Raw genomic sequence first — 19,610 nt, 5'->3', positions numbered from 1 at the left:
TTGCTCGCGGCCACCCCACGGAGATTTGACATGACGTCCAAACCAGAAAAAGTTCGTTGGGGCATTCTCGGGCCCGGCAACATCGCCAAGGCTTTTGCCGGGGGCGTCGCCCATTCGCGCACCGGCACATTGGTCGCCTTAGGGGCGCGCAATCCCGGCAAGGCGGGGCTCACCGAGGCTTTCCCCGGCGCCCGCATCCTGGACGGCTACGAGGCTTTGGTTGGCGATCCGGATGTCGACGCGATCTATATTTCGACGCCGCATCCGAGCCATGCCGAATGGGCGATCAAGGCGGCCGAGGCCGGAAAGCACGTGCTTTGCGAAAAGCCGCTTGGCCTGACCGCATTCGAAGCCGACGCCATGATCCATGCCGCGCGCAAGGCCGGCACCTTTCTCGGCGAAGCCTTCATGTACCGGCTGCATCCGCAGACGGCCAAGCTGGTCGAGGTGATCAGGACCGGCGCGATCGGCGACATCAAGATGATCAAATCCAGCTTCGGCTTCGCCATGCCGGGCTTCATGCCGGAGCACCGGCTTTACGCCAAGGATCTCACCGGCGGCGGCATTCTCGATGTCGGCGGTTATCCCGTCTCGATGGCGCGGCTGATTGCCGGCGCAGCAGTGGGAAAGCCCTTCGCCGAGCCGGACAAAGTCGTCGGCGCTGCGCATCTCGGCCAATCCGGCGTCGACGAATGGGCGTCGGCGCTGTTGCATTTTCCGGGCGGCATCGTCGCGGAAGTGTCCTGCAGCATCTCGCTCGCTCAGGACAATGTCTTGCGTATTCTCGGCAGCAAAGGCCGCATCGAGGTGGCGGATTTCTGGTATGCCGGCGGCCAGCAAGGCGGCACCGGCGAAATCCGCATCATCCGTCCGGGTGACACCGAGGTGGTCGAGGTCACGGAGGACGGCTGGCTGTACGCATTTGAGGTCGACGCCGCCGGCGAGGCCATTCTCGGCGGAAAGCAGGAGTTCGCCTGGCCCGGCATGGGCTGGGCCGACAGTCTCGGCAATCTGCGCGTGCTCGACAAATGGCGGGCCGCAATCGGGCTCGAATACGACATCGAGAAACCGGCAAAGCGCGTCAACACGATCCCCGGACGGAAGCTGCGCTCCGGCGGAACCGCCATCCCCAAGCGCAGCATTCCGGGCCTGCCGCGGCCGGCCTCGTGCCTGGCGCTCGGCTTCGAGGATTTCCGCACCTTTTCGTCGGGCGCCATCCTGCTCGATGCCTATTTCGAGGCCGGCGGCAATCTGTTCGACACCGCCTTCGTCTACGGCTCCGGCTATACCGAGACGCTGCTCGGCCAGTGGCTGAAGAACCGCGGCGTGCGCGAGCAGTCGGTGGTCATCGGCAAGGGCGCGCACTCGCCGCTCTGCTATCCCGACGTCATCGGCAAGCAGCTCACCCAGTCGCTCGAACGGCTGCAGACCGACCATATCGACGTCTATTTCATGCACCGCGACAATCCGGACGTGCCGGTCGACGAGTTCGTCGATGCGATGGACCGCGAGGTCAAGGCCGGCCGCATTCGCGGTCCGTTCGGCGGCTCGAACTGGACGATGGACCGCATGGACAAGGCGATTGCCTATGCCGAGCGCACCGGCAAGCAGAAGCCCGGCGCGCTTTCCAACAATTTCTCGCTGGCCGAGATGCTGGAGCCGATCTGGGCAGGCTGCGTCACCTCCTCCAGCGACGAATGGAAGGCCTGGCTCGCCGCCCGGCAGATGCCGAATTTCGCCTGGTCGAGCCAGGGCCGCGGCTTCTTCACCGACCGCGCCGGGCGCGACCGGCGCGATAATGAGGAGCTGGTCCGGGTCTGGTATTCGGAGAGGAATTTCGGCCGTCGCGACCGCGCCATCGAGCTCGCCAAACGGCTGGGCAAAAGCCCGATCCACGTCGCGCTCGCCTATGTGCTGGCGCAGCCGTTTCCGTCCGTCCCGCTGATCGGGCCGCGCACGCTCGACGAGTTGGAAGACAGCCTCCAGGCGCTCGACATCTCACTTTCGCCGGACGATCTCGCATGGCTGGATAGCGGTTCGGATCAGGCCCGCGCGCGGGCCTGACGGCAGCGGCAGTCGCTTCGGCCTACGCTGCGCCCTTAGCTTCCGGACTGTTTGCACGGCCCTTACCCTCTCCCGCAAAGAACCGGGAAAGGGTAAGAATGAGGTCAGCGCAAAGGCCACTGGAAGTTAGGCAAGACAGATGCTCGACATCGCACCGACGAAACAGGCTGCCACCTGGCTCGATTCCTTTGCCCGGGCGCTCGAGGCCGGCGACGTCGAGGCGGCAACCAATTTGTTCGTCGAGGACTGCTACTGGCGCGACCTCTTGACCTTCACCTGGAACGTCAGGACGATGGAGGGCCGCGTCGCGATCCGCGACATGCTGGCGGCGACGCTGGCAACGACAAAACCTGCCCGGTGGCAGCTCAGCGGCGAAGCGACTTCGGACGAAGGCACGATCGAAGCCTGGTTTTCTTTCGAGACGTCATCGGCGTGGGGCCAAGGCATCATGCGCCTCAGGGACGGCAAATGCCGGACACTGTTTACCGCGATGAGCGATCTCAAGGGGTTTGAGGAGCGCAAGGGCCCGGCGCGGCCGCTGGGCGTCCGCCACAAGGCCGATCCGGAGCGCGAGACCTGGCTGGAGGCGAGGGCGCGCGAGACACGTGAACTCGGCGCCGGCCAGCAGCCTTATTGCCTGGTCATCGGCGGCGGCCAGGGCGGCATCATGCTGGGCGCCCGGCTCAGGCAATTGGGCGTGCCGGCCATAGTCATCGAGAAGAACGCCCAGGCCGGCGATTCCTGGCGCAATCGCTACCGCTCGCTCGTGCTGCACGACCCGGTCTGGTACGACCATCTGCCCTACATCCCGTTTCCCGAGAACTGGCCCGTGTTCACGCCCAAGGACAAGATGGGCGACTGGCTGGAGATGTATACGCGCGTCATGGAGCTCAACTACTGGACCTCCACGACATGCGTGAGCGCGTCCTATGACGAGACCGAAAAGGTCTGGACTGTCGAGCTCGACCGCGCCGGCGAGCGCATCATGCTGAAACCCAGGCACATCGTCTTTGCAACCGGTGCTTATGGCCCGCCCAGGCGCATCGACTTGCCGGGTGCCGAGGTCTTTCAGGGCGAGATCCTGCATTCCAGCCAGTATTCCAGCGGCGAGAAATTCCGCGGCAAAAAGGTCGCCGTCATCGGCGCCGCAAGTTCCGGCCATGACGTCAGCGTCGATCTTTGGGAGAGCGGCGCCGAGGTGACCATGGTCCAGCGCTCGCCGACGACGGTGGTCAAGTCGGACACGCTGATGGAGATCGGTTTCGAGATCTTTTCGGAAAAGGCGCTGGCCCGCGGCATCACCACCGAGAAGGCCGACATGATCGTCGCCTCGACGCCGTTCGCGCTGCTGCCGCAAGGCCAGCGGGCGCTTTACGACATCATCAAGGCGCGCGACGCGGCCTTCTACGATCGCTTGCGCGGCGCCGGCTTCGCCATCGATTTCGGCGACGACGAGACCGGGCTCCTGATGAAGGCCTACCGCACCGGCTCGGGCTTCTACATCGATGTCGGCGCTTGCGACCTGATCATCGACCGCGAGATCGGCATCCGCAGTTGCGTCGGGATCAAGTCGCTGACGCCGACAGGCATCCTCTTCGACGACGGCACCGAACTGGCGGCCGACGCAATCATCGCCTGCACCGGCTATCTCTCGATGAACGAAACGGTGGCGGCGATCGTCTCGCGCGAAGTCGCCGACAAAGTCGGCCCGTGCTGGGGGATTGGCTCGGGCGTGAAAGGCGACCCGGGTCCGTGGCAAGGCGAATTGCGCAACATGTGGAAGCCGACGGCACAGGAAGCGCTGTGGTTCCACGGCGGCAATCTGGCGCTGTCGCGCTTCTATTCGAAGTACGTCGCGCTGCAGATCAAGGCGAGGATGGAAGGCATTGCGACGCCGGTTTATGGAGCGGCGGGGCGGTGAAGCTGTGATCTCCCCCCTCGAGGGGGAGATGGCCGGCAGGCCAGAGGGGGTCGCGGCGCGTCGAGCGCCAACCTCCGTCCGTTGCAGGAAGCGAGCCCAGTCCAACCGACCCCCTCTGTCGCCTTCGGCGACATCTCCCCCTCAAGGGGGGAGATCACCCACGCCCGAAATGCCGGCTCGCCACCTCGACATGCGTGTCGTGCGCATGCGCTTCGAAGCGCTCGGTTTCGCCGAGATCGTCCACCGCCTCGTTCGGCCACCAGCTGCCGCCGACCACGATTCCGTCCGAGACCAGCCGTTGCTCGGCGACCAGCGAGGCGCCGACCGAATCGACAAAGGTGAAGCGGCCGGGACGCAGCCGCAGCACCGCGATGTCGCCGACCGCACCCACCGCCAGCCTGCCGAGATCGGGCCTGGCGATCGCTTCGGCCGGCCGCTGTGTCGCGGCGCGCAGCACCTCGACCAGCGGCATGCCGAGCGCCAGCAGCTTCGACATGCACACCAGAATGTCGAAGGCCGGCCCGTCGACGCAGTAGAGATGCACGTCGCTGCTGATCACGTCCGGCGCCAGCCCCTCGCCGAGCATCGCCTTGGCCACTTCGAAATCGAACGAGCCCATGCCGTGGCCGATATCGAAGATGACGCCGCGCTCGCGCGCCAGCCGCATATCTGGCCGCACCGCCCCCGAGGCGAAGACCGGCGCGTTGGGAAACGGCCGGAAGCAGTGGGTGAGAATGTCGCCCTTGCGCAGCCGCGGCAGCACTTCCGAGCGGCCCGGCGGCGGCTCGTCTATGTGCGCCATCAGCGGCAGGCCGGCTTTGTCGGCGGCTTCGAGCGCGAGATCGACCGGCGCGATGCCGCTGGCGCCGCCGGCATGGCGACCCGAGCGGACCTTGATGCCGACAACCACGTCCGCGTGCTCGCGAGCCGCCGCTACCGTCTCGCGCGGTTCGCAGAGCCGGAGGTCGCTGCACTCGCCGACCGCCACGGTCTGCGAGAAGCCGAATATGCCGGCAAAGGAAATGTTGACATAGGCCAGGATGCGGACTTTCGAGCGCTCGATGACGTGGCGGCGAAAGCCGAGGAAATTGCCGGCGCCGGCGCTTCCGGCATCGATGAAGGTGGTGGTGCCGCTCTTTGCGGCGAGCCGGTCGGCATCGACGCCGAGCGACGTGCCGCCCCAATAGACATGGCTGTGCAGGTCGATCAGGCCCGGCGCGACGATCGAGCCCGTGGCATCGATGACGCGGGCGGCACGTTCGAATGGGATTTCGGTGTCGATCGCGGCGATACGGCCGTCGGCAATCGCCAGATCGCGCTGCGCGTCGAGGCCGGAGGCCGGATCGATGAGGCGGCCGCCTTTTATCAGGAGATCGAATTGCATCGCGCCTGTCTCCATTTTCCCGTCAGGCCGGCCTGTAGGCAACGGCCTCGACCTCGATCTTGATGTCGATCATCAGCCGCGACTCCACTGTCGTGCGCGCCGGCGGGTCTTTCGGGAAATGCCTGGCATAGACGGTGTTGAAAATGCCGAAATCGCGGGCGTCTTCGAGCCAGACCGTCGTCTTGACTACGTCGTCCAGGGTACAGCCGGCCAGCGCCAGTGCCGCCTTGACGTTCGACAGCACCTGCTCGGTCTGTTCGGCGATGCCGCCCTTGACCACCAGCCCGTCTGTGCCGACCGGCACCTGGCCTGAGACATAGACGAAATCGCCGGCCCTGACTGCCGGCGACAACGGCACATGGGATTTTCCAAAACACTGCTTGGGCAAGGAGGTCTCCTCTGGAAATCGTTGCGTGACCGCGCGACTTGTCAGCTTGGCGCGAGAGGACGCGGCCCCTCTGCGAGTCTCATCCAACATCTTCGAAGCCTATATCGCTTTGCCGCGAGAGCGCCAGAACGATCACTGCGCTCGGTGATCCTTCGCGCCAGCGTCTGGACCCGCGACACCAGCCCGCTCAGCGGTCGATCCGCGTCGACAGGATGATCGACGACGACGTGCGCTCGACTCCGTCCATGGCGCCGATCTGGTCGAGAAGCGTGTCGAGATCCCTGATCGACGGCGCCTCGACGATGACGATCATGTCGAAATTGCCGCTGACCGAGTGCAGCGTGCGAACCGGTGCCAGCGCCTGCAGGCTGCGCACCACCTTGTCGGCAAGCTTGGGGGTGACGGTGAGCAGGACATGCGCCCTGACCAGCCCCTGCTCGTAATCCGGCGACAGCCTGACCCCGTAGCCGGCGATGATGCCGCGCTGTTCCAGCCGCTCGATCCGGCTTTGCACCGTCGTTCGTGAGACGCCGAGCCGCCGCGCCAGTTCGGCGGTCGAGGCGCGCGCATTGGTGCGCAGCAGAGAAAGCAGAGCTTGGTCGGCATCGCTGAGCATTTCGACGAACCCTACCGGCACATTGCCCAAAGAGAGGCTGCGTTTCGTACAATCTCACGCTTCCTTTCGACAGGCAAGCTGCGATTCTAACCGTGAATTTAGCATTGGTGCGAGGGACCGGTCATGAAGGAAATCATCGTCGTCGGCGCCGGCAAGATCGGCTCGACCATTGCCGAGATGCTGGCTTCCACGGGCGACTACCAGGTCACGCTCGTCGACCGCTCGGCGGCGCAGTTCGGCGCGGCCGAACTGCCTGAAACGGTCGAGACGCTGGAACTCGACATCGAGGCCGCCGGCACCCTCGAAGCGGCCCTGGCCGGCAAATTCGCGGTGCTCAGCGCCGCGCCCTTCCATCTGACCACGCGCATCGCCGAGGCGGCGGCCAGCGCCGGCGTGCACTATCTCGATCTGACCGAGGACGTCGTCAGCACCAGGCGGGTCAAGGAACTGGCGCGCTCCGGCAACAGCGCCTTCATCCCGCAATGCGGTCTGGCGCCCGGCTTCATCTCGATCGTTGCCAACGATCTCGCCGGCCGCTTCGACACGCTGGAAAGCGTGCGCATGCGGGTCGGCGCGCTACCGCAGTACCCGTCGAATGCGCTGAACTACAATCTGACCTGGAGCACCGACGGCGTCATCAACGAATATTGCGAGCCTTGCGAGGCGATCGTCGAAGGCGAGCTGATCGAAGTGCCGCCGCTGGAGGAGCGTGAAGAATTCTCGCTCGACGGCGTCACCTACGAGGCGTTCAACACCTCGGGCGGGCTGGGCACGCTGGCCGAAACGCTGAAAGGCAAGGTGCGCACGCTGAACTATCGCACCATCCGCTATCCCGGCCATGCCGCGATCATGAAGGCGCTGCTCAACGACCTCGGCCTGCGCCACCGCCGCGACGTGCTGAAGGACATTTTCGAAAGCGCCCTGCCGGCAACGCTGCAGGACGTGGTTATCGTCTTCGTCACCGTCAGCGGCCGCAAGAACGGCCGTCTGCTGCAGGAGACCTACGCCAACAAGATCTACGCCAGGCGCGACGGCGAAACGGTGCGCAGCGCCATCCAGATCACCACCGCCTCCGCCATCTGCGCGGTGCTCGACATGCTCGCCGACGGCACCTTGCCGGCCAGGGGCTTCATCAAGCAGGAGGACATCGCCCTCGACGCCTTCCTGGCCAACCGCTTCGGCCGCGCCTATGCGCAGCACGAAATGGTTAGCCGGCTTGCAGGGTGAGCTGCGTAATCTCCCCCCTCGAGGGGGAGATGTCGCCGACAGAGGGGGTCGCCTCGCGTAGAGCGCCAACCTCCATCTGTCGCAAGGGAGGTCGCATCCAGTCGAACCGACCCCCTCTGGCCTGCCGGCCATCTCCCCCTCAAGGGGGGAGAGCGCGAGCCATCAGACATGCAGTGCGTGCCCCAGCGCCTTCAGCGCCGCCTCCGGAAAACCCTCGCCCTGTGTCGGATGGGCATGGATCGTCCCGGCGATGTCCTCCAGCGTCGCGCCCATCTCCAGCGCCAGCCCAAACGCCGTCGACAGTTCCGACACGCCCTGGCCGACGGCCTGGATGCCAAGCACCAGATGGTTGTCCGCCCGCGCCACTACCCGGACGAATCCGTCCTCGCCCAACTTCGTCATCGCCCGGCCATTGGCGGTGAAGGGAAACAGTCCGACCTTGATCTCGCCACGGGTCTTGGCCTCCTCCGGCGACAGGCCTGCGGTGACCAGCTCCGGATCGGTGAAACAGACAGCCGGGATCGCTCGTCTGTCCCAGCTGCGCTTGTGGCCGGCGACGATCTCGGCGACCATTTCGCCTTGCGCCATGGCCCGATGCGCCAGCATCGGCTCGCCGGTGACGTCGCCAATGGCAAAGAGGCCGCGCATCGAGCTGCGGCACTGGTCGTCGATGCGGATGAAGGGTCCGGCCATGTCGAGGTCGATCTGCTCCAACCCCCAGCCTTCGGTTACCGGCTTGCGACCGACCGTGACCAGCACCTTGTCGGCAGCGATCTTGCCGTTCTTGCCGCCATTCGTCTCGACCAGCAGCGCGTCGCGCTTAGTGGACAGCCCCTTGGCCTTGGCGTTCACGAGCACCTCGATGCCGAGTTCGGCCAGCCGCTTCACCACCGGCCGGGTCAGTTCCGCATCATATTGCGCCAGCACGCGCGGCAACGCCTCGACCACGGTCACCTTGGCGCCCAGCTTGGCAAAGGCGATGCCGAGTTCCAGCCCGATATAGCCGCCGCCGACCACCGCCAGCCTCTCCGGAACTTCGCTCAGCGCCAGCGCCTCGGTCGACGAAATGACCGGACCGCCGAACGGCAGCGATGGCAGCTCGACCGGCGCCGAGCCGGTCGCTATCACCACCGTTTCGGCGCGGATCACCTGCATGCCGATCTCGGTCTCGACGGCAACGGTCTTGCCGTCGCGAAATGTCGCCCAGCCATGCACCGTCTTCACGCCAGCTTTCTTCAGCAGGCCGGCGACGCCGTTGTTCAGCCGGCTAACGATGCCGTCTTTCCAGGCAATGGTGGCGGCGAGATCAAGCGACGGTGCCGCGACCGTTATGCCGAGTGGGCTTTTGCCGCCGGCCATGTGCGAGAGCTTTTCGAACTCTTCGGCTGCATGGATCAGCGCCTTTGACGGGATGCAGCCGACATTGAGGCAAGTGCCGCCCGGTCTGCCTGCCTCGACGATCACTGTGTCGATGCCCAGCTGCCCGGCGCGGATGGCACAGACATAGCCGCCCGGACCGGCGCCGATGACCAGCAGCTTGCAGGAGATTTCCTTCATGTCAGCTGCGTCCTTTCGGGGATAAATGCCCCACCATCCGGCCGCTGCGCGCCTTTCCTTCTCCCCCTGTGGGAGAAGGTGGATCGGCGCGTAGCGCCGAGACGGATGAGGGGTGTTGGACGGAGTGCGGTAGGTGCCAAGCTGGAGCACCCCTCATCCGTCGCCTTCGGCGACACCTTCTCCCACAAGGGGAGAAGGGGGAGCCAGCGTCCCGGCGCCCCATGCTGCCGGGCGAGGGGGCCTTTGCGACCGTTCTCATCTCCTCAGTCCACAAAAATCAGCGCCGGCGTCTCCAGCAGCGTCTTTATCCGCTGGATAAATACCGCCGCATCCCAGCCGTCGATGACGCGGTGGTCGAAGCTGGAGGACAGGTTCATCATCTTGCGCGGGATGAACTGGCTGCCGTCCCATACCGGCCGCACCATCATCTTGTTGACGCCGACGATCGCCACTTCCGGATGATTGATCACCGGCGTCGTCGCCACGCCGCCCATGGCGCCCAGCGAAGTGATGGTGATGGTCGATCCCGAGAGTTCGTCGCGCGTCGCCGTGCCGGATTTTGCCGCCTCGGCCAGCCTGACAACCTCGGCTGCACAGTCCCAGATGTCGCGCGCCTCGGCGTGCTTGACCACCGGCACCATCAGCCCGGAAGCCGTCTGCGCGGCGATGCCGATGTGGACGCCGCCATGCTGGTGGACGATGCCGGCTTCGTCGTCGAACAGTGCGTTGACATTGGGCTGGTCGGCGATTGCCTTGACCATCGCCCGCATCAAGAACGGCAGCAGCGTCAGCTTCGGCCTGTCCCCGCCCGGCCGCTTCTCCTTGTTGAGCGCGGCGCGCAAATCCTCGAGCGCGGTGACGTCGATCTCCTCGACATAGGTGATATGCGGGATGCGCGACTTGGCCAGCGTCATCTTCTCGGCGATCTTTCGCCTGAGCCCGACTATCTTGATGTCCTCGACCGCCTCGTTGCGGGCGAGGCCAGGGGCCTTGGCGAGCCGGGGTCCGCGCGCCAGGAAAGCCTCGATATCCTCGTGCCGGATGCGCCCGGCCGCGCCGGTTCCCGGGACCTGCCGAAGGTCGATGCCGGCCTCTTTCGCCCTGAGGCGGACGGCCGGCGAGGCCAGTGGCTTTTCTCCCTCCGGACGCGGCGCACCGACCGGCGCTATACCCCCGAAAGCCGGCGCAGTACCCCCACCCCTAACCCCTCCCCACAAGGGGGAGGGGGATTCGCCACCCGCCGCACTTAGTCCCTTATGCGGTGGTGTTTTTCCAGATGATCGTGGAGCGGTCTCGGGTTCGGCCTTGGAGGTTGCGGCACGTCCCCCTCCCCCTTGTGGGGAGGGGTTAGGGGTGGGGGTATTTTTGGCGCCCGCCTCAGTGGCCTGCGACGCAGCATCCCTGACATTGCCCTCGCCCGCCACCTTCAACCTGACAATCGGCGAGCCGATCGCCACCGTGTCGCCGATCTCGGCGCCCAACCAGACGATCTCGCCATCGACGGGCGACGGAATTTCGACCGTCGCCTTGTCGGTCATGACAGCGGCAAGCACGGCGTCCTCGCGCACGAGGTCGCCGACCTTGACCTGCCATTCGACGAGCTCGGCCTCGGCAACGCCTTCGCCGACATCGGGCAGCTTGATGACATATTCGCCCATCGTTCCCTCTTCAGGCTTCCATCGTTTCGACCAGCGCGCGGCCTAGCCGGGCGGGACCGGGAAAATAGTCCCACTCCTGCGCATGCGGATAGGGCGTGTCCCAGCCGGTGACCCGCGCCACCGGCGCTTCCAGATGGTAGAAGCAGCTCTCCTGAACCAGCGCCGAAAGTTCGGCGCCGAACCCCGATGTCAGCGTCGCCTCGTGCACGATGACGCAGCGCCCGGTCTTGTTGACCGATGCGACGATCGTCTCGAGATCGAGCGGCAGCAGTGTCCTCAGATCTATGATCTCGGCATCGATGCCGGTCTCCTCGGCTGCCGCCTGGGCGACATAGACCATCGTGCCATAGGCAAGCACGGTGACTGCCGCACCCGGCCGTCGGATCACCGCCTTGCCGAGCGGCACCGTGTAATGGCCGTCGGCAACCTCGCCGAGCTCATGTTTCGACCATGGCGTTACCGGCCGCTCATGATGACCGTCGAACGGGCCGTTATAAAGCCGCTTCGGCTCCAGGAAGATCACCGGGTCCGGATCCTCGATCGCCGCGATCAGCAAGCCCTTGGCGTCATGCGGGTTCGAGGGCACCACGACTTTCAGGCCGGAGACGTGGGTGAACAGCGCCTCCGGGCTCTGGCTGTGGGTCTGGCCGCCGAAAATGCCGCCGCCGGTCGGCATTCTCACGACGATCGGGCAGGTGAAATCGCCGTTCGACCGGTAGCGCAGCCGCGCCGCTTCCGAGACAATCTGGTCGTAGGCTGGATAAACATAGTCGGCAAACTGCACCTCGACACAAGGCTTCAGCCCGTAGGCGGCCATGCCGATGGCCGCGCCGACAATGCCGGATTCGCTGATCGGCGCATCGAAGCAGCGGCCCTTGCCGTATTTCGCCTGCAGGCCTTGCGTGCAGCGGAAGACGCCGCCGAAGAAGCCGACATCCTCGCCGAACACGATGACTTGGCTGTCGCGCGCCATCGACACGTCCATGGCGTCGCGGATCGCCTCGATCATGGTCCGCCGCGGCATGGTCAGACCCCTGCCTGTTGGCGCTGGCGCCTGAGATGCGGCGGCATCTCGGCATAGACGCCCTCGAACATATCCCGCGTCGAGGGCTTGCCGCCGGCATGCAGCGTGCCATGGCGCTCGGCCTCCCGCTGCGCCGAAATCACCGTGTCGAGGATTTCCGCCTCGGCCTGGGCGTGGCGTTCGTCCGACCAGACGCCGCGCTGGATGAGATGGTTCTTCAGCCTGACGATCGGGTCGCCGAGCGGCCAGGCATCGGACTCGGCCTTCGGCCGGTAGGCCGACGGGTCGTCGGAGCTCGAATGGGCGCCGACGCGGTAAGTGACGTATTCGACCAGCGTCGGCCCGAGATTGCTGCGCGCCCGTTCCGCCGCCCATTTGGCCACCGCATGGACGGCGAGATAGTCGTTGCCGTCGACGCGCAGTGACGGAATGCCGAAGCCGAGCCCACGGGCGGCAAAAGTACCGGAGCCGCCGCGGGCGATGCCCTGGAAGGTCGAGATCGCCCACTGGTTGTTGACGACGTTGAGCACGACCGGCGCCTTGTAGGTCGAGGCGAACACCAGCGCCGAATGGAAGTCGGACTCGGCGGTCGAACCGTCGCCGATCCAGGCGGCGGCGATCTTTGAATCGTTGCTGATTGCCGAGGCCATCGCCCAGCCGACCGCCTGGATGTACTGCGTCGCCAGATTGCCGGAGATCGAGAAGAAGCCGTGCTCCTTCGATGAATACATGATCGGCAATTGCCGCCCTTTCAGCGGATCGGCCTCGTTCGAATAGATCTGGTTCATCATCGTGACCATCGGGTAGCCGTCGGCGATGAGCAGGCCGGCCTGCCGATAGGTCGGAAAATTCATGTCGCCGCGCGACAGCGCCTTGCGGAAGGCGCAGCTCACTGCCTCTTCGCCGAGATGCTGCATGTAGAAAGAGGTCTTGCCCTGGCGCTGCGCCATCTGCATGCGCGCATCGAAGCTGCGCAGCGTCATCATATGACGCAGCCCCTCCAGCAACTCCTCGTCCGAAAGCAGCCCTGCCCACGGCCCGACCGCCTCGCCGGCGCGGTTGAGCACGCGGATGATCGAGAAGGCCAGATCGCGGATGTCGCGCGGGTCGACGTCGATCTTCGGGCGCGGCACCGAGCCAGCCTTTGGAATGCTCACATTGGAGAAATCCGGCGTCCCGCCCGGCCGCACTTCCGGTTCCGGAACATGGAAGCGCAGCATTCCGGCATCGGCCATGATCTCGGTCCTCCACTGTTGCCCGGCCAGGATATTTGCACACCGCCAGACCAGTGCCAATTCGTCGGGCGAGGCTTCGCTGCCGCTGGCTGCTGCCCGCGGCCGACAGGATGGAGATATGTCGGCGAAATTTCTTGTCGATCTTCCGCGCCGGCGCGCAATTTGGCGAATGCCCGGCCTGGTCTGGCGCAAGAGCAGGAACTTCCTGCGGGAAGATCGCTCGGTCGAGTTCCTTCGCGCCCCCTCTGTCCTGCCGGAGGATCGCGGCATCATCCAAGCTCGGGTTCCTCCCCCCACGGAAGTGGGGGGAGGTGGCTCGGCGAAGCCGAGACGGAGAGGGGGAGCCGCGCTCTACGAAAGCCCCCTCTCCGACCGCTTCGCGGCCACCTCTCCCCCGCTTTGCGGCGGAGAGGAACCCACGTCTTGAGAGGCTGGTCTTCCTTCGCGCCCCTCTGCCCCTCGAGCGTCTCGATACAATACCCCCGACCGCCGTTCACCCCGCGCCCGCGTCATGCTAATCAGCGCCCATGGCACAAAAGAAAGCATACGAGGTCGATGCATGGCTCGCGAAGCCGGATCCGCGCGTCTCGATCGTGCTGCTTTACGGTCCCGATCGCGGGCTGGTTGCCGAGCGGGCAAAGGCCTTTGCCGGCAAGACCGGCCTGCCGCTCGACGATCCGTTCTCGGTAGTCAGGCTGGACGGATCGGAAGTCGATCGCGACGAGGGCCGTCTGCTCGACGAGGCCCGCACCGTGCCGATGTTTTCGGAGCGGCGCCTGCTATGGGTGCGCAATGCCGGCGCTCAGAAGGCGCTTGCCGATGACGTCAAGGCGCTGACGTCGGAGCCCGCGCGGGACGCCATCATCCTCATCGAGGCCGGCGACCTGAAGAAGGGCGTCGGCCTGCGCGCCGTGGTGGAGGCGGCGGACAATGCCATGGCATTGCCTTGCTATGCCGATGAGGCCAGGGATATCGATACGGTCATCGAAGACGAACTGCGCAAGGCCGGCATGTCGATGACACTGGAGGCGCGGCAGGCGCTGCGCCGCAATCTCGGCGGCGACCGGCTGGCCTCGCGCGGCGAGATCGAAAAGCTGGTGCTTTACGCGCATGGCCAGGCCGAAATCGGCCTCGACGACGTCAAGGCGACGTCTGGCGATGTCTCGGGCCTCTCCTTCGACGCGGCGGTCGACGCCCTGCTCGAAGGCAGGATCGCCGACTTCGACACCGCCTTCACCCGCCATTGCCAGTCCGGCGGCCAGCCCTTTCTGGTACTTTCATCGGCGATGCGGCAGTTGCAGGCGATTCAGGCGATGCGCGGCCTGATGGACGCCGGCGGCCGCAATGCCGCTTCGGTCGTAGCCGCGGCGCGCCCGCCGGTGTTTTTCTCCCGGCGCAAGCTGGTCGAGAAAGCCCTCGAACGCTGGAGCAGCGAGGCGCTCGGCCGCGCCCTCAACCGCCTGCAGACGGCGGTGCTGCAGACACGCCGGCGGCCGGATCTGTCGATCGCGCTGGCACGCCAGGCCCTGCTCGGCATCGCCGTGGAGAGCGCCAGGCTGGCGCAGCGCACCTGATCTCCCCCCTTGAGGGGGAGATGTCGCCAAAGGCGACAGAGGGGGTCACAGCGCGTAGAACACCAGCCCCTTCCGCGACGACAGAGGAGGTGGCGCTTGAAATTTGACGACCCCTTCTGGCCTGCCGGCCATCTCCCCCTCAAGGGCAGGGCAATCGCATTTGGATTCTTACGAAGATGGACCCCCACCCTAACCCTCCCCACAAGGGGGAGGGAACGCTGCCGCGCGCCCTTACTTCCCCTTTTGGCGCCGAAAGGCGGGCAATTTGCCGAGGTCAGCGCCAACGAAAGTCTCCCTCCCCCTTGTGGGGAGGGGCTAGGGGTGGGGGTACGTCGTAGAGCGAAAGTCTCGGCTTTCCATCTGCGATAGCCTTGCCCTCAAGGGGGGAAATTAACTACTTCGACGATTTCGCCAATCACCGCGCGGCAGCAAAAATCTTATTTGCCGGCTAATTTTAGCAACCTACCTACTCCCGCTTCAGCCTTCGGCAAAGCTCGTCAAGCTGCTCCAGCGTCCGGTAGGCGACGCTGATCACGCCGCCGCGCTGGTTGTGCTCGATCGTGACGATCATGCCGATCGTGCTGGTCATCAGCCGCTCCAGCGCCAGCGTGTCGGCATCCTTTTGCGGCGGTGCGGCGGGCTGGCGTTTTGCCGACGGCGCGCCGACCGGCAGCTGCGCCAAGGCCTCGGCCTGGCGCACCGAAAGCCCCTCATCGATGATCCGCTTGGCAAGCCCGGCCGGGTCGTTGGCCGTCACCAGGGTACGGGCGTGGCCGGCAGAGAGCGCCCCGTCGACCAGCATGTCGCGGATGACGTCGGGCAGCTTGAGCAGTCTCAGCGTGTTGGCGACATGGCTGCGGCTCTTGCCGATCACCTGGCCGAGATCGGCCTGGGTATAGCCATGGTCGTCGATCAGCTGCTCGTAGCCGAGCGCCTCCTCGACCGGGTTGAGGTCGGTGCGCTGGACGTTTTCGATGATCGCCAGTTCGAGCGCCGTGCGATCGTTGACGTCGCGCACGATAATCGGGATTTCGGTCAGCCCGGCGCGTTGCGCCGCGCGCCAGCGTCGCTCGCCGGCGATGATCTCGTAGCGGCCCGGCTGGGTTTTCGACGGCCGCGCCACCACCGGCTGCACCACGCCATGTTCGCGGATCGACTGGGCGAGGTCGGTCAGGTCGGCGTCGCCAAAATGCCGGCGCGGGTTTTTCGGATTGGGGCTGAGGAACTCGATCGGCACCTTGCCGTCGCCCGCCAACCCGGGCTTTTCCGGTGCCGCTGGGCGATCGATTTCGCCGATCAGGGCCGCCAGTCCCCGTCCCAGTCTTTTCCTCGAAGGGTCTTCGTTCATCGTCCGTCCAGATCGTTTCGGTATCGAATCGGGTTTATTATTTACAACCGGTTAAGCGGCACGCAATTTGCGCTCGCGGCGGATGACTTCCGAAGCAAGCTGCAGATAGGCCTGGCTGCCCGAACATTTGAGGTCGTAGAGAATCGCCGGTTTGCCGTAGGACGGCGCCTCGGAAACGCGGACATTGCGCGGGATGACGGTTTCATAGACCTTGTCGCCCATATGCGCCCGCACATCCTGCACCACCTGGTTGGCGAGATTGTTGCGCCCGTCGAACATGGTCAGCACGATGCCCTGGATCGTCAGGTCGGGGTTGATCGAGCGGCGCACCTGCTCGACCGTCTCCAAAAGCTGGCTCAGGCCCTCCAGCGCGAAAAACTCGCACTGCAGCGGCACCAGCACCGAATCGGCCGCAGCCATCGAATTCAGTGTCAGCAGGTTGAGCGACGGCGGGCAGTCGATCAGCACATAGCCGAAATTGGCCGAGCGCTCAGCCGAAGCCCGCAGCGCGTTGCGCAGCCGCAGCACCCGATCCGGCGCCGAGGCGATTTCCATCTCGATGCCGAGCAGGTCGAGCGTCGACGGTACGATCGACAGGCCAGGCACCGCCGTCGGGATCGCCGCCGCTTCGAGATCCAGCTCGCCGGTCAGCACATCATAGGACGAGACGGTGCGGTCGCGCCGGTCGATGCCAAGCCCGGTGCTGGCGTTGCCCTGCGGGTCGAGATCGACGATCAGCACCTGTTCGCCTATGGCCGCCAGCGCGGTGGCCAGATTGATGGCGGTCGTCGTCTTGCCGACGCCGCCCTTCTGGTTGGCGACGGTGATGATTCGGGGGCCGTTCTTCATCATGGGTCTATGCCAGAAATTCATTTGGGTCGCCGGTCACAAGCCAGGGTGCTGTCGCAAGTCGGATACTTCGAGAATGACGCCCTGTGCGTCGGTTGCACTGGCATGTTCTACCAGATCGAAAGACCATCGTTGAGCGCTTTCTGCCACTTCGGCGCGGTAATCCCGGCCTTTGTGAAACAGGCCGCGCGAACCCTTGGTCAGCCACGGTGCCGCCAGGTCGAGCAGGTCGGGCAGCGAGGCGAGTGCCCTGGCTGTGACGATTTGCGGTGCAGGAACAAGGGGATAGCTGTCGTCGATGCGGCGCGCGATAACCTTGGCGGGCAGGCTGAACTGTCCGATGACCGCTTGCAGGAACGATGCTTTTTTCCGGCTGCTTTCAACCAGGTCGATACCGGCGCCGTCCCGCTCGGCAAGCAAAAAGGCCAGCACAAGGCCGGGAAACCCACCGCCGGAGCCGAGATCGACCCAGCGCTTCGCCTCTGGTTTGATTCGCGCCAGCTGCGCGCTGTCGAGGATGTGGCGGCGCCAGACATCGTCCTGCGTCGATTGCGCGGCCAGATTGATCCGGCGGTTCCATTTCCGGAAAACGGCCTCGAACTCGACCAGGCGATCGAATGTTTCACGTGAAACCGGGCCCGCTGCCGCCTGCAGGTTTGCCCAGGACGCAGCGCTCACGCGACCTGCTTTCGCGCGGCCGCCTCGGCATTGCGGACATGGGCGACAATAATCGCCAGCGCCGCCGGCGTCATGCCTTCCATGCGTTGCGCATCGGCAATCGAGCGCGGCTGGCGTGCCAGCATCTTCTGCTTCAACTCGTTCGACAGGCCGGGAACAGAAGCAAAGTCGAGCGACTCGGGAATAAGCCTGCTCTCCTCATGCCTGATCTGCGAAACATCGGCCTGCTGGCGGTCGAGATAGACAGAATATTTGGCTTCCGTTTCAAGACGTTCGGCCGTTTTGCTGTCGATCGCCGCGAAAGCCGGCTCGACCCGCCCCAGCCAGGCTATGTCGACGCCGGGATAGGCCAGCAACTCATAGGCCGAGCGGCGGACGCCGTCCCGGTTGATTTCGAGCCCATGGCGCGCTGCCTCATTGGGGGTCATGGTGGTGCCGAGGGCGAGCTGTCGCGCCTTCTCAAGGTCTTGCATACTATTGTTGAACCGCTGCATCCGCTCCGGCGAGGCAATCCCCAGCCTTATCGCCAGTGGCGTCAGCCGCTCATCGGCGTTGTCGGCTCGCAGCGATAGCCGGAACTCGGCCCGCGAGGTGAACATGCGGTAGGGTTCGGCAATGCCGCGGCTGGTCAAATCGTCGACCATCACGCCGATATAGGCTTCGGTGCGGCTGAGCACGATTTCCTCGCTCGCCGACGCCTTGCGCGCTGCATTCAAGCCGGCAAGCAGCCCTTGCGCGCCGGCCTCCTCGTAGCCGGTGGTGCCGTTGATCTGTCCGGCGAGGAACAAGCCGGCGATCCGCTTGGTTTCCAGCGTCGGCTTGAGCTCGCGTGGATCGACATGATCATACTCGATGGCATAGCCCGGCTGCAGCATCGCTGCCCGCTCCAGCCCCGGAATGGTCTTCAGGATGTCGAGCTGCACGTCCTCGGGCAGCGAGGTCGAAATGCCGTTCGGGTACACCGTGTCGTCGTCCAGCCCTTCGGGCTCCAGAAAGATCTGGTGGCCTTCGCGGTCGCCGAACTTGACGATCTTGTCTTCGATCGACGGGCAATAACGCGGCCCGACGCCTTCGATTGACCCCGAATACATGGCCGAGCGGCCGAGATTGGCGCGAATCAGCTCGTGCGTTGCATTGGTCGTTCGGGTGATGCCGCAATGGATCTGCGGATTTTCGATGCGCTCGGTCAGCAGCGAGAACGGCACGGGATCTTCGTCCGCAGCCTGGCTCTCCAGTGACGCCCAATCGATCGTCCTGCCGTCCAGCCGCGGCGGCGTGCCGGTCTTCAGCCGCCCGAGCTTGAAGCCGGCGCGGCTCATCGTCGCCGACAGGCCGATGCTCGCCTGCTCGTTCATGCGGCCGGCGACGATCTTCTTCTCGCCGATATGGATCAGCCCGCGCAGAAAAGTGCCGGTCGTCAGCACCACGGCGCCGCAGGCGAGCCGGCTTCCATCCGCCAGCAGCACCGCCGCGATGCGTCCGTCGTCGATTTCCCCGTCGTTGATTTCGAAATCCAGCACCTCGCCTTCGATGACATCGAGGCCAGCCTGCTGGCGGATTGCCGCCTGCATGGCGAGCCGATACAGTTTTCGGTCGGCCTGCGTTCGCGGACCACGCACCGCTGGCCCCTTGCGGCGGTTGAGCAGGCGGAACTGGATGCCGGCGGCATCGGCGACGCGCCCCATCAGCCCGTCCATGGCGTCGATCTCGCGAACCAGATGGCCCTTGCCGAGACCGCCGATCGCCGGATTGCAAGACATCACGCCGATCGTGTCGAAACGCAGCGTCACCAGCGCCGTCCTGGCGCCAGCCCGCGCGGCCGCACTAGCCGCCTCGCAACCAGCATGGCCGCCGCCCACCACCACCACATCATAGTGATTGGTCATTTGTATATTCCGATTCAAATCCGCCGACACATGTGCCCGTGAGCCTGCACTGTCAAGGACACCCACTAGTCGTTTCACGTGAAACAATTCCGTCTGCGTTCATCGCTACGTGTTTCACGTGAATCATCACCGGCTTCCCCCACTAAGCGAGCAAGCTAGCGACACGCCCGCATCTCGGTACTTGGCAATGTTTCACGTGAG

General features: G+C 65.2%; 15 protein-coding genes. 4 read left to right on the top strand and 11 right to left on the bottom strand.

All coding sequences use genetic code 11. From position 1 onward, the window contains the following. The first annotated feature begins 30 nt into the window (after positions 1–30). Together NKH99_RS09160 and NKH99_RS09155 are read left to right on the top strand one after the other, a co-directional pair. The gene (locus tag NKH99_RS09160; protein ID WP_353013710.1) at positions 31–2,064 is read left to right on the top strand and encodes an aldo/keto reductase; all 2,034 of its coding nucleotides are present in this window, start codon (positions 31–33) and stop codon (positions 2,062–2,064) included. 139 nt (positions 2,065–2,203) lie between these two features. Continuing rightward, entirely contained in the window at positions 2,204–3,985 is a 1,782-nt protein-coding gene (locus NKH99_RS09155; RefSeq protein ID WP_353013708.1) for an NAD(P)-binding domain-containing protein, read from the top strand. Between the two features lie 154 nt (positions 3,986–4,139). Here NKH99_RS09155 and NKH99_RS09150 read toward each other — a convergent pair whose 3' ends face one another. From NKH99_RS09150 to NKH99_RS09140, 3 genes are all read right to left on the bottom strand, one after another. Continuing rightward, on the bottom strand, positions 4,140–5,369 hold the full coding sequence (locus NKH99_RS09150; RefSeq protein ID WP_352770415.1) for an amidohydrolase/deacetylase family metallohydrolase: 1,230 nt from the start codon (positions 5,367–5,369) through the stop codon (positions 4,140–4,142). Positions 5,370–5,391: 22 nt separating this feature from the next. Beyond that, positions 5,392–5,757, bottom strand: coding sequence for a RidA family protein (locus NKH99_RS09145; protein WP_023675940.1), 366 nt, complete (start codon positions 5,755–5,757; stop codon positions 5,392–5,394). Between the two features lie 187 nt (positions 5,758–5,944). Then, positions 5,945–6,373 (bottom strand): Lrp/AsnC family transcriptional regulator, encoded by a 429-nt coding sequence (locus NKH99_RS09140; RefSeq protein WP_352474012.1) that lies wholly within the window; start codon positions 6,371–6,373, stop codon positions 5,945–5,947. Positions 6,374–6,496: 123 nt separating this feature from the next. Here NKH99_RS09140 and NKH99_RS09135 point away from each other — a divergent pair, with 123 nt between their 5' ends. After that, positions 6,497–7,600 carry a saccharopine dehydrogenase family protein gene (locus NKH99_RS09135; protein ID WP_353013707.1) on the top strand — a complete coding sequence of 368 codons (1,104 nt, stop codon included), beginning with the start codon at positions 6,497–6,499 and terminating at the stop codon, positions 7,598–7,600. Positions 7,601–7,762: 162 nt separating this feature from the next. Here NKH99_RS09135 and lpdA read toward each other — a convergent pair whose 3' ends face one another. From lpdA to NKH99_RS09115, 4 genes are all read right to left on the bottom strand, one after another. Continuing rightward, on the bottom strand, positions 7,763–9,157 hold the full coding sequence (lpdA, locus tag NKH99_RS09130; RefSeq protein WP_353013705.1) for a dihydrolipoyl dehydrogenase: 1,395 nt from the start codon (positions 9,155–9,157) through the stop codon (positions 7,763–7,765). 263 nt (positions 9,158–9,420) lie between these two features. Beyond that, entirely contained in the window at positions 9,421–10,815 is a 1,395-nt protein-coding gene (locus tag NKH99_RS09125) for a dihydrolipoamide acetyltransferase family protein (RefSeq protein WP_353013703.1), read from the bottom strand. Positions 10,816–10,825: 10 nt separating this feature from the next. Then, positions 10,826–11,839: an alpha-ketoacid dehydrogenase subunit beta gene (locus NKH99_RS09120; protein ID WP_352770114.1), complete on the bottom strand. Its 1,014-nt coding sequence runs from the start codon at positions 11,837–11,839 to the stop codon at positions 10,826–10,828. Positions 11,840–11,841: 2 nt separating this feature from the next. Continuing rightward, positions 11,842–13,074, bottom strand: a complete 1,233-nt coding sequence (locus tag NKH99_RS09115) for a 3-methyl-2-oxobutanoate dehydrogenase (2-methylpropanoyl-transferring) subunit alpha (protein ID WP_353013701.1) — start codon at positions 13,072–13,074, stop codon at positions 11,842–11,844. A gap of 527 nt (positions 13,075–13,601) precedes the next feature. Here NKH99_RS09115 and holA point away from each other — a divergent pair. After that, positions 13,602–14,648: a DNA polymerase III subunit delta gene (gene holA / locus NKH99_RS09110; protein ID WP_353013699.1), complete on the top strand. Its 1,047-nt coding sequence runs from the start codon at positions 13,602–13,604 to the stop codon at positions 14,646–14,648. A 466-nt stretch (positions 14,649–15,114) separates the two neighbouring features. Here the strand turns inward: holA and NKH99_RS09105 are convergent, their stop codons facing one another. The 4 genes from NKH99_RS09105 to mnmG are packed head-to-tail and all read right to left on the bottom strand — an operon-like array spanning position 15,115 to position 19,409. Next, positions 15,115–15,996 carry a ParB/RepB/Spo0J family partition protein gene (locus tag NKH99_RS09105; RefSeq protein ID WP_353013697.1) on the bottom strand — a complete coding sequence of 294 codons (882 nt, stop codon included), beginning with the start codon at positions 15,994–15,996 and terminating at the stop codon, positions 15,115–15,117. Positions 15,997–16,047: 51 nt separating this feature from the next. Continuing rightward, positions 16,048–16,848, bottom strand: a complete 801-nt coding sequence (locus tag NKH99_RS09100) for a ParA family protein (RefSeq protein WP_084642633.1) — start codon at positions 16,846–16,848, stop codon at positions 16,048–16,050. A 33-nt stretch (positions 16,849–16,881) separates the two neighbouring features. Beyond that, entirely contained in the window at positions 16,882–17,523 is a 642-nt protein-coding gene (gene rsmG, locus NKH99_RS09095; RefSeq protein WP_352995958.1) for a 16S rRNA (guanine(527)-N(7))-methyltransferase RsmG, read from the bottom strand. Continuing rightward, positions 17,520–19,409, bottom strand: a complete 1,890-nt coding sequence (gene mnmG, locus NKH99_RS09090; protein WP_353013694.1) for a tRNA uridine-5-carboxymethylaminomethyl(34) synthesis enzyme MnmG — start codon at positions 19,407–19,409, stop codon at positions 17,520–17,522. The genes rsmG and mnmG overlap by 4 nt, the downstream gene beginning before the upstream one ends. Positions 19,410–19,610: the final 201 nt, after the last annotated feature.

Source organism: Mesorhizobium sp. M0854 (genome assembly GCF_040319815.1).
In the GTDB taxonomy this organism is placed as follows: domain Bacteria; phylum Pseudomonadota; class Alphaproteobacteria; order Rhizobiales; family Rhizobiaceae; genus Mesorhizobium.
The sequence above is the reverse complement of the archived record's forward strand: the minus strand, read 5'-3'. Positions and strand labels throughout refer to the sequence as shown.

Bases quoted from the DNA above. Each gene is read 5' to 3' on its own strand.
- NKH99_RS09160 (WP_353013710.1), top strand. From the start codon at position 31: ATGACGTCCAAACCAGAAAAAGTTCGTTGGGGCATTCTCGGGCCCGGC.
- NKH99_RS09155 (WP_353013708.1), top strand. From the start codon at position 2,204: ATGCTCGACATCGCACCGACGAAACAGGCTGCCACCTGGCTCGATTCC.
- NKH99_RS09150 (WP_352770415.1), bottom strand. From the start codon at position 5,369: ATGCAATTCGATCTCCTGATAAAAGGCGGCCGCCTCATCGATCCGGCC.
- NKH99_RS09140 (WP_352474012.1), bottom strand. From the start codon at position 6,373: ATGCTCAGCGATGCCGACCAAGCTCTGCTTTCTCTGCTGCGCACCAAT.
- NKH99_RS09135 (WP_353013707.1), top strand. From the start codon at position 6,497: ATGAAGGAAATCATCGTCGTCGGCGCCGGCAAGATCGGCTCGACCATT.
- lpdA (WP_353013705.1), bottom strand. From the start codon at position 9,157: ATGAAGGAAATCTCCTGCAAGCTGCTGGTCATCGGCGCCGGTCCGGGC.
- NKH99_RS09125 (WP_353013703.1), bottom strand. From the start codon at position 10,815: ATGGGCGAATATGTCATCAAGCTGCCCGATGTCGGCGAAGGCGTTGCC.
- NKH99_RS09120 (WP_352770114.1), bottom strand. From the start codon at position 11,839: ATGCCGCGGCGGACCATGATCGAGGCGATCCGCGACGCCATGGACGTG.
- NKH99_RS09115 (WP_353013701.1), bottom strand. From the start codon at position 13,074: ATGGCCGATGCCGGAATGCTGCGCTTCCATGTTCCGGAACCGGAAGTG.
- holA (WP_353013699.1), top strand. From the start codon at position 13,602: ATGGCACAAAAGAAAGCATACGAGGTCGATGCATGGCTCGCGAAGCCG.
- NKH99_RS09105 (WP_353013697.1), bottom strand. From the start codon at position 15,996: ATGAACGAAGACCCTTCGAGGAAAAGACTGGGACGGGGACTGGCGGCC.
- NKH99_RS09100 (WP_084642633.1), bottom strand. From the start codon at position 16,848: ATGATGAAGAACGGCCCCCGAATCATCACCGTCGCCAACCAGAAGGGC.
- mnmG (WP_353013694.1), bottom strand. From the start codon at position 19,409: ATGACCAATCACTATGATGTGGTGGTGGTGGGCGGCGGCCATGCTGGT.